This is a genomic window from Stenotrophomonas sp. NY11291 (assembly GCF_023277365.1).
In the GTDB taxonomy this organism is placed as follows: Bacteria; Pseudomonadota; Gammaproteobacteria; order Xanthomonadales; family Xanthomonadaceae; genus Stenotrophomonas; species Stenotrophomonas geniculata.
In genome coordinates, this window is the sequence record NZ_CP096975.1 from 1,335,253 (window position 1) to 1,349,368 (window position 14,116).

Genomic DNA, 14,116 nt, shown 5'->3' on the forward strand with positions numbered 1-14,116 from the left:
TATGATTTTCTGATGGCTAGGGGAATCAACGCGCTGTTTGCAGTTATCGATGCCATCCGGGCGGAGTGGTCAAAGCCTCGGGTCGCCATGCATCAGCATGGGGCGTGTCCTTTCCTGCTTCGATCCTTCTTCGTAGAACGTGGTGCTGCAATATCAGAAGACCGGCGATTACAGGGCTGCCCAGCGCAGTTGCTCGCATTCTGGAAGGTGTACGCTTCGGCGGAATTGTTCAAGGACGAGCAATTCGGTCAATGGGGCATGGAGATGCTCAGCGTCGAGGATGCACACGTTCAGACGACCTTCCTCGCTGGTTCGCGTCCGTTGGATTTCCGGAGCGGCGATGTCGTATTTGGCCGCTTCTACGGCGACTCAGATCTACTGGTGATGAACGCCTTTGGTACGGTGCTGGTCTGCCTGCCTTTGGACGAGCGAAAAGATTGGCCTGAAGCATCGGACTCGCTTGCAGGCTTCCTATCCCGGCTGCATGAAACCCAAGGTTCCAAGTACTGGGAGTTGTGATCCATCGAGGCTATCCGCATTGGCTGCCGGCTGGTTCAAGTCTTCTCGTCAGCGAACAAATGGCCTTGCTCTACCTGCTGGAGTAACGGCTGCCAGAGCTGGATGGGTCGCGTTGCCTACTGACGGCTTACGCCGCGGGCGTTGCCCTGTGCGTCGAACTGCAGCCGCACGGATTCGCGATCACCGGCCACTTCGTCCGGCAGCCATACCAGTTTGCCGGCTTTGCGCACGATCACGTAGACATGGCCGACTTCGGATGCGGGGTTCTGCAGCGCATTGCGCTGTTCCTGCAGCGCTTTGGCCACGCGTGGCACGGCATCGAAATCGATGCTGGCCAGGGATGTGCTGCTGCGCTGCAGGCTGATGGTCGGCGCGAACTGCTGCGGGTTCACCGGATTGCCCTTGCGCCACTGGCCACGTTCAAAGTGATAGCTGTCGACGTGGCCAGGCTGTTGCGGATCGACCAGATCCAGGTTGATGCGGCCATCGTCGTAGAAGTGGATGCTGTGGAAGACCGTCAGCCGCTGGCCGGCCAGTGCCGGCAGCTGCTCCAGTGCCTGACGGGCAGCCAGCAGGTAGTCCGCATCGAACAGGCGATTGTTGCGCTCGGGCGCCGCAGCGGTACTCGCCGCGGGGAAGGGCGCCGGGGACGGCACAAGCGATACGGGTTGTTCGCGCTGAGACTGAGACGGGACGGAGGGGGGCAACCGGTCCGGCTGTACCGAATGCCCCAGCGTTTCGCTGATGGTCTGCACTGCGCCGCCGGCAATGGCCGCGCCCGCCAGAACCAGCAGCAGTACCAGGAACACCGTGCGGGTGGAGGGAGGCTGCTTCATATTCCCTCCAGCCGCACGTTGCTGCGGTCATCCGGGTCGTACAGCAGCGTCACGTGCTCGCGCGGGATGTTGGCCAGTTCAATCAGCGGGATGAAGCGGCGCACGCGGGCCTGCTGCACGCTGCCTTCGCGGTCGATGTATTCCAGCTGGAACTCCACCTGTGGTTGTTCGTTGAGGTAGGTGCCGGTCTGACGGACCTTCAATACCCGGGCCTCCACGCCGATGCCGCGATACTTCAGCGCATCACCGCGGGCATCGGCGTGCAGCAGGCGGCCGAGCAGGCGCAGCCCCAGCGCATAGCCACACAGCACCAGCGGGCATACCAGCAGCGGGTGACCGAACGACAGGAAGGTCCAGCCCAGTCCCTCGTTCTGCAGCCGGTAGGCCAACACATAGGCAGCGGCAACGGCTGCGATGCCGAGTGCTGCACCGATGCCACGCCGCCACAGGCTGGCGACATTCAGTTCGGGCTGCGCACCGTCCAGCACGATGTTGGGAAATGCCCCGGGCGTCCGGCCCAGGCGCGCATCGATGTGCCTGCCCACCTCGAAGCGATGCAGCTGGGGTTTGCTGTCGACCACCAGCATCTGTTCGCGGATCGGCGTACCTGACAGGTTCTTGAAGGACAACTGCAGTTTCCACTGCGCGAAGCCGCGCACCTGCACGCCGGTCTGTTCGGCCTGTTCGATCAGTGCACTGCGCGGTTCACCGTCGGCCAGGATCGACTGCACCCGGTGCAGTGCGCGCGGTGGCCCCAGCAACAGGTAGTGCAGGAAGGCGAACAGCAGCGTCAGCCACAAGGCCAGCGACAGTGCGAGCAGCAACAGTGCCGGCCACGGCGCGCTGCGGTCGACCAACGCCACCGGCCACGAAGTGCCGAAATAGAGAATGCAGGGAAAAGGCAACGCGAAGAACAGCAGGAACGCGCCCCAGAACCAGAGATAGGCTTTCATGGGGGAAGGGGACCGCGGTGGAACAGGGCGCGTAGATTACTACGCTTCAGCGGAACTGCAGGGTAAGCAGGTAGTAGCGGCCGAGCGGATCGTCCAGGCCCGGCATCTGTCCGCCATTGCCGACCAGATAGTTCACCGGTTGCGCATCGAGTACGTTGTGCACATCCAGCGCTGCAACGATGCGCGGCCCCAGCCGACGTGCGAGGTGCAGGTTCCAGCGCAGCTGGCGTGGATTCATGCAGTGGTTCCGATCGACCTGATCCTGCGGGCACTCGGCCCCGGGCAGCCAGGCACGGGTGCGACCGACCTGGTTGCCGCGCAGGGCGATGTCCCAGTTGCTGTTCTGCCATTGCACGTTCAACACCGCAGCCAGCTCGGGTGTCACGTGGCCGCGCAGGTCCACGGCGGCCTCGTGGTCACGGCGGCGGCGCAGCTCCTGCTGTTTCAGCGCGTCGAGCGACAACAACCACTGACCGTTGCTGCCGCTGTCGATGCGGTACTCGCCACGCAGCACCCAGTTGCGGGAGGTGGTGCGGCCGATGTTGTCGAACGACAGGCGCAGGCTGCTCAGGTGGCCGTCTTCATCCAGTTCCCAGGTACTGCGATTCCACACCGCATCGCTGGGCTGCAGGGCGAGGATCTCGTTGCGCAGTTCCACGATGTTGTGGGTCAGCGACAGCGAGAACGTGTCGTTGGGTGTCCACGTGGCTGCCAGCGAATGGCTGCGCGATCGCTCGGCCTTCAGTGCATCGTTCTCTACGACGTTGGCCGTGACGCTGCAGCCGCCACCGCGGGTGGCGATTGCACATTCCGGAAGGGCACTGGACACCGGAAGCGTGATCGAGCCGAAGTAGCCGGGAGGCCGCCGTTGCTCGAACAGGCTCGGTGCACGGTAACCGCGCCCGCTGGCCAGCAGGAACGACCAGTGCGGCGTCGGGCTCCAGCGCAGCCCGGCACGAGGCGAGAACGCCATGAAGCCGCCGTCGCGGTCCCAGCGTGCAGCCAGGTCCGCGCGCAGCGTGGGTGCCAGCGGCAGGCCCAGCTCGGTATAGACGCCACTGCTTTGTCGCGACAGGCGGCGTTGCTGCTGCGGCAGGCCCAGCGCAAGGTCGCCCTGGCTCAGCAGCGCATCCGGACGCGAGACCCAGCGTTCATGGCGCAGGTCGATGCCGGTGGCCAGCTGCGCATTGCCCCCGGGCATTGCCATCAGTTCACGCTGCACACCCCACCAGCCCTGCCATTGTGCGGTGCTGCCGCGGTTGCGGATGGATGGAAACAGCGTGTCCACCTCGGCCGCCGGAGGTGCGTCGAAGCCGGGAGTGAACCTGCGCGCCTGCGTTGCTTCAAGCAGGCGCGTCGTGCGTACGGTGCCAGCAGTGGACAGTGTGACTTCGCTGCGCTGCGCGCTGATGCCCGCCTCCCAGCTGCGCCGGCCCTGGTCACGGCCGATGCCGACGGTGACGTCCGCATCGGTGGCGCGGACGCTGGGGCGCACGTTGCCGGCCTCGCGCAGCACACTGTTGAAGGTGATTCCGCGCGAGACTACGGCAACGGCAGTCGGGCCCAGGTCGAAGCGCTGACGGTTGTGACTGGCCCGTGCCTCGACATAGGCATAGCGTCCCTCGCCACGTTCATGCCGGTAGTGCAGGTAGGCCGACGCGGTATCCGAGGCGGGCTGCAGCGAACGCGGGCGCGCGCTGTCAAACCAGCAGCCATCCTCGCGCCGCTTCAGGGGCGGCTCGCAGCGTCGGGCGGGCACGTACCAGTTGCCGAAGATCGCGCCGATCGGATACAGCGAGGTTTCCGCATGCCAGTCACGCTGGTCACCGGCGACATGCTCGACACGGTGCAGATCCAGGCCGGCAAACCAGCGGTCCCCATTGCCACGCGCGCCGCCCGTGGCGGCCTGCAGGCGGTACTGGCCCGCATCGCCGCGGCTGCTGAGTCCGGTCTGCAGCATGGCTTCGGGCCCATCGGCCTGGTCGCGCAGGATGATGTTGACCACGCCGGACATGGCATCGGCCCCATAGATGGCCGAGGCACCGCCGCGTACCAGTTCGATGCGGTCGACGAAGCTCAGCGGAATGCCGCCGAGGTCGGTGAGCCCGCCCTGTTCCAGCGACACCATGGGATAACGCGGCAGGCGCCGGCCGTTGACCAGGAACAGCGTCGCCCGCGGGCCCATGCCGTCCAGGCTGGTGGTGGCCGCTGCACCCACCGGCAGGTACTGCGAATCGCCGCCGCGCGAGGTACTCATGGCGGGATGGCCGTTCATGCCGGGCAGGTGCCGCAGCAGGTCGAACAGATTGCCGTAGCCACTGCGCAGGATGTCGTCGCGATCGATGGTGGTGACCGGCAGTGTGGTCTGCACCGAAGAGCGCGGCAGCCGGCTGCCGGTGACGTGGATGGGTGCCAGTTCCACCTGGTGTGGCGTGTCGGCGGACCTGGGAGCCGGGTGCGGCAGGCGCGGGGCTGCGACCGCTTTCGGTGGCGTGGCAGGTGGCTCGGGATGGACACGTCGCACGACAAAGGCACCCGAGGACGTGCGCAGGATGTTCACCGGCAGGCCGGCGACCAGCAGCTTCAGGGAGGCCCCCGTATCGCGTTGGCCACGTGTGCCAGTGGTGCGCAGATCATCCAGTTCACGTGCGTCGAACAGCAGGGCGGTGCCACTCTGCCGGGCCCATTGCTGCAGTGCCGGCACCAGTGGGCCCGCACCCACGTCGATCTCCAGCGTGCCGGCGGGCTCGCCGGCATCGGCCATCGGTAGTGCGGCAACACCCAGTGCAAGGCATAGCAGGGCGCGGAGCAGCCCCCACTGCAGCGCACCCGGACCTGCCGTCACTGCCGGTCTCCTCAGTAGGTGCGGCGCAGTTCCAGCGCGCCATCCGGACGCGTCTGGCCAGCCACGGACCAACCCAGTTCCAGCGCCGACAGCAGCTCCTGTGCATCACCGGCGCGGAAGGTGCCGCTTACAGCCAGGTCGGTGATCTCCGGATCGACGATCACCAGCGGCGTGCGGCCATAACGGTTCATGCGCTCGACCACGATCGACAGGGGCGTGGCATCGAACACCAGTTGCCCCCGCAGCCAGCCTTCAGCGGCTGCGTTGGACGAGAGGGCAGGGCCCGGCTGGATGCGGCCGGAGGGCAGTACCTGCAGCTGTTGGCCAGGCGCCAGCGTGTGCTGCGCTGCGCCGTTGCTGACTTCCACGGCACCTTCCAGCAGCGCGACCTCGACCAGGCCGTCGCGCAGGCGTTCGACCTGGAAGGTCGTGCCGATGTCGCGGATCGTACTGTCGCCGGCGTGCAGTTTCAGCGCCTTGTTCGACGGTGCGACCTGCAGTTGCAGCCGGCCCCGCTCCAGCACCAGATCACGATGGCGCCAGCCGAAGCGGGCGTGGAGGGTGGTGCCGGCATCCAGCATGGCGACGCTGCCATCGGCCAGCGTCTGCTGCTGTGGCTGGTGCGAATCATTGGCGTAGACCTGCGGCGTCGGGTTGCCGTCGACGGCAACCATCCAGCCGATGCCGATCGCCATGCAGACACCGGCGGCAGCGGCCACGCCCGGCAGCCAGCGCCGGCGCGGCGGACGCGCCGCCCGTGCCGCGGCGGTGCGCAGCCAAGGGTCAGCCGCAAGCGCCGCACCCTGCTGGAACAGGGTTTCGGCCTGCACCCAGGCTTTGACGTGGGCCGGATCTTCGGCCAGCCAGTCCTCGAACGCCTCGCGTTCGACCGACGTGCAGTCCGGGGCTTCCAGGCGGGCTACCCAGGCGCTGGCGCGTTCAAACAGCTGTGCATCATCCCTGTGCGGGGTGCCACTCATTGGCCGTCCCTGTCGTTGTGCAGCGGATCCGATCCCAACTCCTGACGCAGGCCCTGCAGGGCCCGGGCGATATGTTTTTCCACGGTCTTGGCAGTAATTCCACAATGCCGCGCGATCTGCGTGTAGCTCATGCCGGTGATGCGGTTGAGCAGATAGACCTCGCGTGCGCGTTCGGGCAGCTTGAACAGGGCCTGCCGCAGCAGGGACAGCATCTGCCCTGACTCGGCCTGGCGCAATGGATCGGGCGAGGAACTGGACGGTTCGTCGCTGCCATCGTGTTCGGCCAGCGGCAGATGCGGCCGCGACTGCGGCGAGCGGCCGCGGTCTGCCAGGCGGTTGCGGGCGATACGATACAGCAGCAGGCGCAGTTCGTCCGGGCCCTGTGCGCGGTAGCGGATCAGCCGCTCCATGCAGTCCTGCGCGATATCCTCCGCATCTTCAGGCCCGACCCCCCGCGTGCGCAGGAACGCGCACAGCGGTGCGCGCTCTTCGCGTACGAACGCGATGAAGGCATCCGCAGGTGCGGGTAGCTCCGGCGCGCGATGGATCAGGGGAGACGGGGTGGACAGGGCTGGCCTCGACTGTCGGTGGCGAATGCGTCATCGAGTTTTACGCGACGATGACCGGATGGGGAAGAGTGTGCATCGATCGGATTCTCATTGTGAATGTATTCATTTTTCACGATCCGTTCCACTGGGGGAGATCACCCCACTGCGGCGTTGATCGTTCTACCCGCGTGTTGCGGGTGGAGAGAGAACACATGAAGTATTCGAAGTTGAGCCTGGCCCTGGCCGGGCTGATGGGCGTTGCCGCCATATCCGTGGTGGATGACGTCATGGCAATGAATTATCACGTGCAGGGCGATCGCATCTTCCTGAGTGGCGATGTGACCTACGCCGACGTGGTGTCCCTGCCGGCACTGCTGGCCAAGGCGCAGGCCGAAGGCCGGCCGGTCCGTGAGGTGGTGCTGCGCACGTCCAATGGTGGTGCGTTGATCGCCGGCGAGTGGCTGCAGGGCATCATCCGCACCTCCGGACTGAACACCATCGTGTCCGGCAATTGCATCTCGTCCTGCTCGATCATGCAGTCTGGCGGCGTCGAACGCTATCTGGCCGGCGATCTGCCGCTCATCGACTCGGTGCAGATCCACGCGGCCAGCAGCGGCGGCAAGGTGATCTACACGCCGTCGCCGCGCATGACCCAGATCTACACCGGCAACTACGGTGGTGGCATGGATGCCGGGCTGCTGCACAAGGCCATGTACGAAGTGGTGAAGCCGAACGGCCTGCTGGTGTTCCGCGATCCGGCACGCAGCACCGGTTCCTCGGTCACTTTCGACCCCGATGGCAGTGGCAGCAAGCTGGAGTCGTTCCCCGGTCAGGACATCTACAGCAACAGGATCATCACCGCGAACGGGTACCGCGATCCGGGCGACACCTTGAATGTCACCGCCAACGTGACCGGCGACATCAACCCCGGCTACCTGCGTACCGGACGCCAGTTGCAGGCGTTCGTCGATGATGATTTCGCGCGCTGGAATACCGACTGGCGATCCACCTACATCAATCTCGCGCAGAGCATCTACAACGCATCCAGCAAGGGTCCGCAGGGCATCGGTGCGCTGTCGGTGCAGGGTTACCTCAGTGACCCGGACATCCAGGACCTGTTGCTGTCCAAGCTGCGGCTGGCTGATCTGGATGTCTCCACGCTGGACAACGCCATGGGCGTGATCCGGGTGACCAACGGCGCCACCTGGCGCACGTCCGCGACGACGGGTGCGGATTTCATGCTGGTCGACAATGGCATCATCGCGCTGGAAGGCGGTGCCCTGCGCGCATCGGAAGTGCGCGTGCTCGGCGCAGGCATGCTGGTCGGCCATGGCGACGTGGCGGGTACGGCGATGGACCGCGCTGCATTGCTGGACGGCACCGGCCCGTCGTACCGCGAAGACGGTTTCAACCGCCTGCGCGTGTTCGGCACGCTGATGCCGCGCGGTGGCGACCTGGTCACCCATGGCTACGTCAACATCATGCCGGGCGGCAAGGTGCTGTTCGACGTTACAGAGAATGGCGGCACCGCTGCAGGCCGCCTGCGCGTGGGTACCTTCTTCGATGACGAGCAGACCGAGGGGGCACTGGTGATCTCCAAGGGGGCCTTCCTCGAACTGAACGTGGCGCAGGGCTACTACGGCCAGGATTTCCGTCGTGATCTGGTTGAGGGCCCGATCTACCAGGGTGGCTTCGAAGAGGCCGTGCGCCTGGGTGACACCGGCTACAGTGCCAGCATCAGCGGTGATGTGTTCCGTCCCCGCCACAATTCGCTGTTGAGCTTCAACGTGAAGCAGACGGCCGATGGCCTGTGGCTGACCGCCAACCCCGGCTTTGACCAGCTGGGCCTGTTCGCCAACGGTACGTCCGGCGACGGCCTGGGCCGTGCGCTGGCGACGGCCTCCGATCGCCAGGACAAGGGGCTGAGATCGCTGCTGGGCGCACTGCAGTTCGCCGACCGCGATGTGATCGCACAACAGGCCGGTGCCCTGCGCGGTGATGCGCACGCCAGCCTGCGCCTGGCAGACACCGCACTGGTGGGCAGCATCGGCAACGTCGTGCAGCAGCACCAGTCGGCCATGCGCAGCGGCGGCGATGCCGATGGCCTGGCCTCGCAGGTGGCGCAGTCGGTCTCCTCCCAGCCGGGCATGCGCCATGGCAGCCTGTTCAACCAGCTGGCGATGCACCTGGTCGAACCGGCGCCGGGCAGCGTTGCGGGTAGCGGTGACGCCGGACGCAGCCATGGCATCTGGGCACGTGGTTTCGCCAGCCATGGCCGCATCGATGCCGACGGTGGCGTGGCCGGCCTGAGCCACAACATCGGCGGCATCGTGGTCGGTGCCGACACCCGCGTGGCCGATGACCGCGTGACCCTGGGCGTCAGCGTGGCCGCGGCGGACATGTCGACCAAGGCCAGCGATGGCTCTGGTTTCACCGGTGATGTGCGCGCGCTGGACGTGGGCGGTTACCTCGATGTGACGTACGCGCGCGGCTATCTGTCGGCGGCCGTGCGCTACACCGATCTGCGGCATGACACCCGTCGCAGCATCGGCGGTATCGATGGCCTGCAGCAGCCCCTGCGCGCGAAGTACAGCAACGATGCGATCTCCGCACGTGTTGAACATGCGTTCTCGTTCACCACCGGCAAGGGCCTGGTGATCCAGCCGTTGCTGCCGGTGGTGGACTACGCGCGCACGTCGGCCACCCGCTTCAACGAAGGGCAGGGCGCCGGTGCGCTGGTTGGCCGCAGTGGCAGCCTGGAGAGCATCCGCGTGGGTGCGGGCCTGCAGCTGTTCAAGACCTTCGAAGGCAACAACGGTGAGCGCATCACCCCGCGCGCCCGGGTGGTCTGGCAGAAGGAGCTGGGCGATTCGCAGGCCCGCTACAGCACCGGCTTCGCCGCAGCTCCGGATCTGGTGTTCGGCGCCAGCAGCCAGGCGGTGGGCGAGCAGGTGCTGGCCTGGAACCTGGGTGTGACCAGCCGTGCCAGCGAGCGGCTGTCGATCATGGCCGATTACGTGGGCGAGCGCCGCGACGGGCAGATCCAGAACGGCGTGATGCTGGGCCTGGGCTACAGGTTCTAAGTGGCACCCGGCACCGGCGATGACGGCATCGCCGGTGCCATCCCAACGCGGGCGCTGGTGCGGTATGGTCGGTATGGCATTCCACCCAGGCCCATCCATGCAGATCGCCGTCTTCAGTGCCCGTCCCTACGACCGCCGCTTCCTTGATGAGGCGAACCAGCGCGATGCGGCTGGGGACGGCTTTGCGTTCGTGTACTTCGATGTGGCGCTGGACGTGCACACGGCGGCGCTGGCGCAGGATTGCGCAGCCGTATGCGTGTTCGTCAACGACCGCCTGGATGGGCCGGTACTGCACGCCCTGCATGCGGTGGGGGTGCGGGCCGTGCTGCTGCGATGCGCAGGTTTCAACAACGTGGATCTGGCGGTTGCAAAAGCGCTGGATCTGTTCGTCGCACGCGTACCGGCCTATTCGCCGGAGGCGGTGGCCGAGCATGCGCTGGCGCTGGTGATGACCCTCAACCGGCAGACCCATCGCGCCTACAACCGGGTGCGCGAAGGCAACTTCATGCTCGATGGCCTGCTCGGGCGCACCCTGCATGGCCGCACCGTGGGCATCGTCGGTACCGGCAAGATCGGGCTGGCCACCGCGCGCATCTTCAGGGGCATGGGTTGCATCGTGCTGGGGCACGACCCGTACCCGTCGCCGGCCTTCGCCGGCGTGGGCGACATGGTTGGGCTGGATGAACTGCTGGCGCGCGCCGACATCGTGTCGCTGCATTGCCCGCTGACGCCTGAGACCCACCACCTGATCAATGATGCGTCGCTGGCGCGGATGAATCCGGGCGCGATGCTGGTCAACACCTCGCGCGGCGCGCTGGTCGATACCCATGCGGTGATCCGCGCGCTGAAGTCGCGGCGGCTGGGTCATCTGGCCATCGACGTCTACGAGCAGGAAAGCGCGCTGTTCTTCCAGGACCTGTCCGGCGAGATCATCGATGATGAGGCCTTCCAGCGCCTGATGACCTTCCCCAACGTGCTGGTGACCGGCCACCAGGGGTTCTTCACCGTAGATGCGCTGCAGGAGATCTCGGCAATCACGCTGGGGAACCTGCGGGATTTCGCCGAGGGGCGGGTGTGTTCGAACCGGGTGGAGGCGAGCTGAGCCGGGTGAATTGACCGCCGGGGCGCCCAGCCCGTAAAATCGCGGGCTCCGCCGGAATAGCTCAGTTGGTAGAGCGGCGCATTCGTAATGCGTAGGTCGCAGGTTCGACTCCTGTTTCCGGCACCAGTTGTAATGAAAAGCCCCGGCCTAGGTCGGGGCTTTTTGTTTGGGCTGTGCTGGCGCGGCCCGGCCCTGGCGGAAGCGTCCGATGGAACTGCAGGCATGTACTGGCTCAGTCGGGGTCATTACCATTGCCGTCGTGGATTGCTTGCGGCCCTGGGCTGGATCGGGCAAGTCAGTTTCAATCAACAGGGGGTGTCATGAAGAAGATCGTGGTGAGTCTGATGGCGTGCGTCGTTCTTGCCGGCTGTGCAACCCGTCAGATCAGCTCCGAACAGGCGCAACCGGTGCCTGCCGAGCGGGTTTTCGCCTTCAATGGGATAGGTGACAGTGCTTCCGGACAGGTAATCGTTACGCGCGACGTTGGCGCGGTTGGTGGGGCGTGCCCGCTTGCACTGTATATCGACGGCACCCTGGCAGCCCATCTGCAGCGGGGAGAGTCTGTCTCGCTGTCTGTTCCCTCCGGGAATCGCATTGTCAGCGCAATTTTCGCGGGCAAAGGGCTCTGTTCGTGGGGGGATGAATCGGCGCATAGGCGCGAGATTTCCCAAATGGTCACGGCGGGTGGCAGGACCAAGATCCGTCTCGCGTTGGCCCATGATGGCGTGATTCAGATCGGTCCGACCGCGTTCTAGGCGCGCTCCACGCAAGGCGAGCAGGTCCATCAACGGAACGCCCCAGCCCTTGCGCGGGCTTTCTGTTTCTGCCCAAGGGAAGGGGGCGGTCTGCAACGTCACCGATGGGAACACACCTTCATTTACGTCCAGCGATCACCGCGTCCCGCGCCAGCCACCACGCGAGCTGCCGGAGATAACCACCTGCTGCTCCCGCCGATGCGGCGATCAGCAGGCGTGCGAGCACTCTGGTTCCGCACGTGGCCCGCTCCCGCACCCAAGGCAGGACCGCCACCACCTGCGCAGCCAGCAGCAGCATCAGCACGTCCAGCTCCAGCGCATCCACGACCGGCAACAACGGCAGCAGATCCGGATTGCAGGCCAGCACGATCACCAGCGCGGCACCCAGCACGGCCATCAGGCGGCGCCCGGCGGGCAGGGTGGTCCAGTGCAGCAATCGGTTGATCAGGCGCATGGCATTCCTTGTCTCATATGCGGGAATCCTCATCAGGCCCGATCGGCCGCACCGGCTGTCGCAGCACGGTTTTCAACCGCGCTGCGTCGGTCCTGCGCGGGTCGCTCAGGTAGATCTCATGATGGGGGCCGGCAAAGGTGTATCCCAGTGCGGGCATCACTTCGTCATGCATCTGCGCCAGGGTGGGGCCTTCGTCGTCGTAGGCGCCCACGTGCAAGGTCTGCAGGCTTGGGCCCTCGGCAAGGATCTGATGGCGAAGGCTGGGTGGAGCCTCTCCCAGCTTCGTGCGCGCCTTGCTGATCGCGGCCTGCCACTGTGCAGGGTCGATGCCCTCGGGCGTGCGGATCATCACCGTCCAGACCCACTCATCCTTCCGCCGCGCGACGAAGCTGGCCGGGTCCTCGGCGCTCCACAGTGCTTCCAGCGGTGGCACCACGTAGTCCTGGCCCGTGGCCTTCAGTGCGAACTTCAGTGCATAGCTCACCGAATACAGCCACTGCACGGCCTGCAGGTAGGCGGGGGCCGTGTTCGGGTCGCCGCGACCATCGACCATCACGTAGGGCAGGGGCAGCACATCGACCCGTACGAACTTGCCGGCGGGCGGTTGATACAGCGCCCGGTCGCGCTTCTTGAAGTCGATCTTGTCCATGGGCTTCCTCCAGCGCCGAGCATCCCATGCATTACCTTCGCAGGCATGCCTGAACATGTTCAGGCGACTTTGCCGAACACGGGCGGAGCAGCCGCCATCGCCCGATGCTAGGATGCCGCCCCCGGGTGTTCTGCCCGCCGCGCCTGCGCGGTGCGACAACGTGTCGCAGCCAGAAACGGGCCTTTCCTGCGCTCGATCATTGTCAATGCCTTTCTTAAATGGTGGGTGACGGCCTAAAATTGAAAGGCTGACTCGACCCCACCTCCCTACCTGTCTTCCGGACCGGTGGGACCGGCTTTGGCCGGAACAGGCAGGACGGGGAACGGCATTCCCTCGCAATTGGATCGACCGATGATTCCGTTGAAAACCCTTGGGCGCTGGTTGCGCCCGGGCCTGCTGCTGTCGTTGCTGGTGATGCTCACCGGCTGCGATGCCGTGGCCATCCTCAGTCCGAAGGGCCAGATCGGCCAGGATGAGAAGACCCTGCTGATCACGGCTACCGTGCTCATGCTGCTGGTCGTCATCCCGGTCATCATCATGACCCTGACCTTCGCGTGGAAGTATCGCGCCTCCAACACCAAGGCCCGTTACGAGCCGAAGTGGTCCCACTCGACGGCGATCGAGGTGGTGGTGTGGTCCATTCCCTGCATGATCGTGCTGGTACTGGCGGTCCTGACCTGGCGCTCGTCGCACGCACTGGACCCGTACAAGCCGCTGGAATCGGACGTCAAGCCGGTCACCATCGAGGCGATCTCGCTGGACTGGAAGTGGCTGTTCATCTATCCGGAAGAGAAGGTGGCGGTCGTCAACGAAATCAAGTTCCCGGTCAACACGCCGCTGAACTTCAAGATCACGTCCGATTCGGTGATGAATGCCTTCTTCATCCCGCACCTGGGCAGCATGATCTACTCGATGGCTGCGATGGAGACCAAGCTCCATCTGATCGCCAACGAGACCGGTGAATTCCCGGGCATGTCCTCGCACTACAGCGGCGCGGGCTTCGCCAAGATGCACTTCACCGCCTACTCGGTCACCGATGCCGAATACCGCCAGTGGCTGGACCAGGTCCGCGCCGGCGAGCAGACGCTGGACAAGGCTTCGTTCAAGGCCCTGGGTGAAGCACGCAACGCCGAGTGGTACCCGGTGACCTACTTCGGCAAGACCGAAGAAGGCCTGTTCGACTGGGTCATCGCCAAGCACATGGGCGACAACAAGCACTACGGCATGAAGCACTCGCACGCTGGTGCCGCCGCTGCCGATGCCGCCAGCCATGAAGCGCACGAGGGCCATGCCCCCAGTGACGCACATGATTCCAAGGAATCGGGTGAAAACCTGGATGCCAACGAACACGAACACGCGGGCCATGCCGGCCACGCGGGTTCGGGAGAATGA

At 65.5% G+C, this 14,116-nt stretch carries 12 protein-coding genes and 1 tRNA gene; 6 read left to right on the forward strand and 7 right to left on the reverse strand.

The features are described 5' to 3' along the window. Window positions 1–12 precede the first annotated feature (12 nt). Window positions 13–519, forward strand: a complete 507-nt coding sequence (locus M1L61_RS06250) for a hypothetical protein (RefSeq protein WP_019337508.1) — start codon at window positions 13–15, stop codon at window positions 517–519. A gap of 116 nt (window positions 520–635) precedes the next feature. On the opposite strand, the gene M1L61_RS06255 is transcribed toward M1L61_RS06250, so the two are convergent. The 5 genes from M1L61_RS06255 to M1L61_RS06275 are packed head-to-tail and all read right to left on the reverse strand — an operon-like array spanning window position 636 to window position 6,639. Continuing rightward, a complete protein-coding gene (locus tag M1L61_RS06255; RefSeq protein WP_049411367.1) occupies window positions 636–1,355 on the reverse strand; it encodes a hypothetical protein in 720 nt (239 codons plus the stop codon). Continuing rightward, window positions 1,352–2,308, reverse strand: a complete 957-nt coding sequence (locus M1L61_RS06260; RefSeq protein ID WP_010483300.1) for a hypothetical protein — start codon at window positions 2,306–2,308, stop codon at window positions 1,352–1,354. Before M1L61_RS06260 ends, M1L61_RS06255 begins: the two co-directional genes overlap by 4 nt. A gap of 46 nt (window positions 2,309–2,354) precedes the next feature. After that, complete coding sequence (locus tag M1L61_RS06265; RefSeq protein WP_248854451.1) at window positions 2,355–5,153, reverse strand: TonB-dependent receptor; 2,799 nt, start codon at window positions 5,151–5,153, stop codon at window positions 2,355–2,357. A gap of 11 nt (window positions 5,154–5,164) precedes the next feature. Beyond that, window positions 5,165–6,133, reverse strand: a complete 969-nt coding sequence (locus M1L61_RS06270) for a FecR domain-containing protein (protein WP_043396710.1) — start codon at window positions 6,131–6,133, stop codon at window positions 5,165–5,167. Then, the gene (locus tag M1L61_RS06275) at window positions 6,130–6,639 is read right to left on the reverse strand and encodes an RNA polymerase sigma factor (RefSeq protein ID WP_029379863.1); all 510 of its coding nucleotides are present in this window, start codon (window positions 6,637–6,639) and stop codon (window positions 6,130–6,132) included. Before M1L61_RS06275 ends, M1L61_RS06270 begins: the two co-directional genes overlap by 4 nt. 254 nt (window positions 6,640–6,893) lie before the next feature. Here M1L61_RS06275 and M1L61_RS06280 point away from each other — a divergent pair, with 254 nt between their 5' ends. The 4 genes from M1L61_RS06280 (at window position 6,894) to M1L61_RS06295 (ending at window position 11,621) form a co-directional block, all read left to right on the forward strand. After that, window positions 6,894–9,764 (forward strand): autotransporter outer membrane beta-barrel domain-containing protein, encoded by a 2,871-nt coding sequence (locus tag M1L61_RS06280; protein WP_248854452.1) that lies wholly within the window; start codon window positions 6,894–6,896, stop codon window positions 9,762–9,764. Window positions 9,765–9,861: 97 nt separating this feature from the next. Continuing rightward, complete coding sequence (locus M1L61_RS06285; protein ID WP_248854453.1) at window positions 9,862–10,866, forward strand: 2-hydroxyacid dehydrogenase; 1,005 nt, start codon at window positions 9,862–9,864, stop codon at window positions 10,864–10,866. Window positions 10,867–10,916: 50 nt separating this feature from the next. Next, window positions 10,917–10,992 (forward strand) — tRNA-Thr (locus M1L61_RS06290). Window positions 10,993–11,186: 194 nt separating this feature from the next. Beyond that, window positions 11,187–11,621, forward strand: a complete 435-nt coding sequence (locus M1L61_RS06295) for a hypothetical protein (RefSeq protein ID WP_043396702.1) — start codon at window positions 11,187–11,189, stop codon at window positions 11,619–11,621. A gap of 118 nt (window positions 11,622–11,739) precedes the next feature. Here the strand turns inward: M1L61_RS06295 and M1L61_RS06300 are convergent, their stop codons facing one another. Together M1L61_RS06300 and M1L61_RS06305 are read right to left on the reverse strand one after the other, a co-directional pair. Beyond that, window positions 11,740–12,075 (reverse strand): hypothetical protein, encoded by a 336-nt coding sequence (locus M1L61_RS06300; protein ID WP_248854454.1) that lies wholly within the window; start codon window positions 12,073–12,075, stop codon window positions 11,740–11,742. Between the two features lie 13 nt (window positions 12,076–12,088). Next, complete coding sequence (locus M1L61_RS06305; protein ID WP_248854455.1) at window positions 12,089–12,724, reverse strand: GyrI-like domain-containing protein; 636 nt, start codon at window positions 12,722–12,724, stop codon at window positions 12,089–12,091. A 351-nt stretch (window positions 12,725–13,075) separates the two neighbouring features. Between M1L61_RS06305 and cyoA the strand changes: the two genes are divergently transcribed. After that, window positions 13,076–14,116, forward strand: a complete 1,041-nt coding sequence (gene cyoA / locus M1L61_RS06310) for a ubiquinol oxidase subunit II (protein WP_049455618.1) — start codon at window positions 13,076–13,078, stop codon at window positions 14,114–14,116.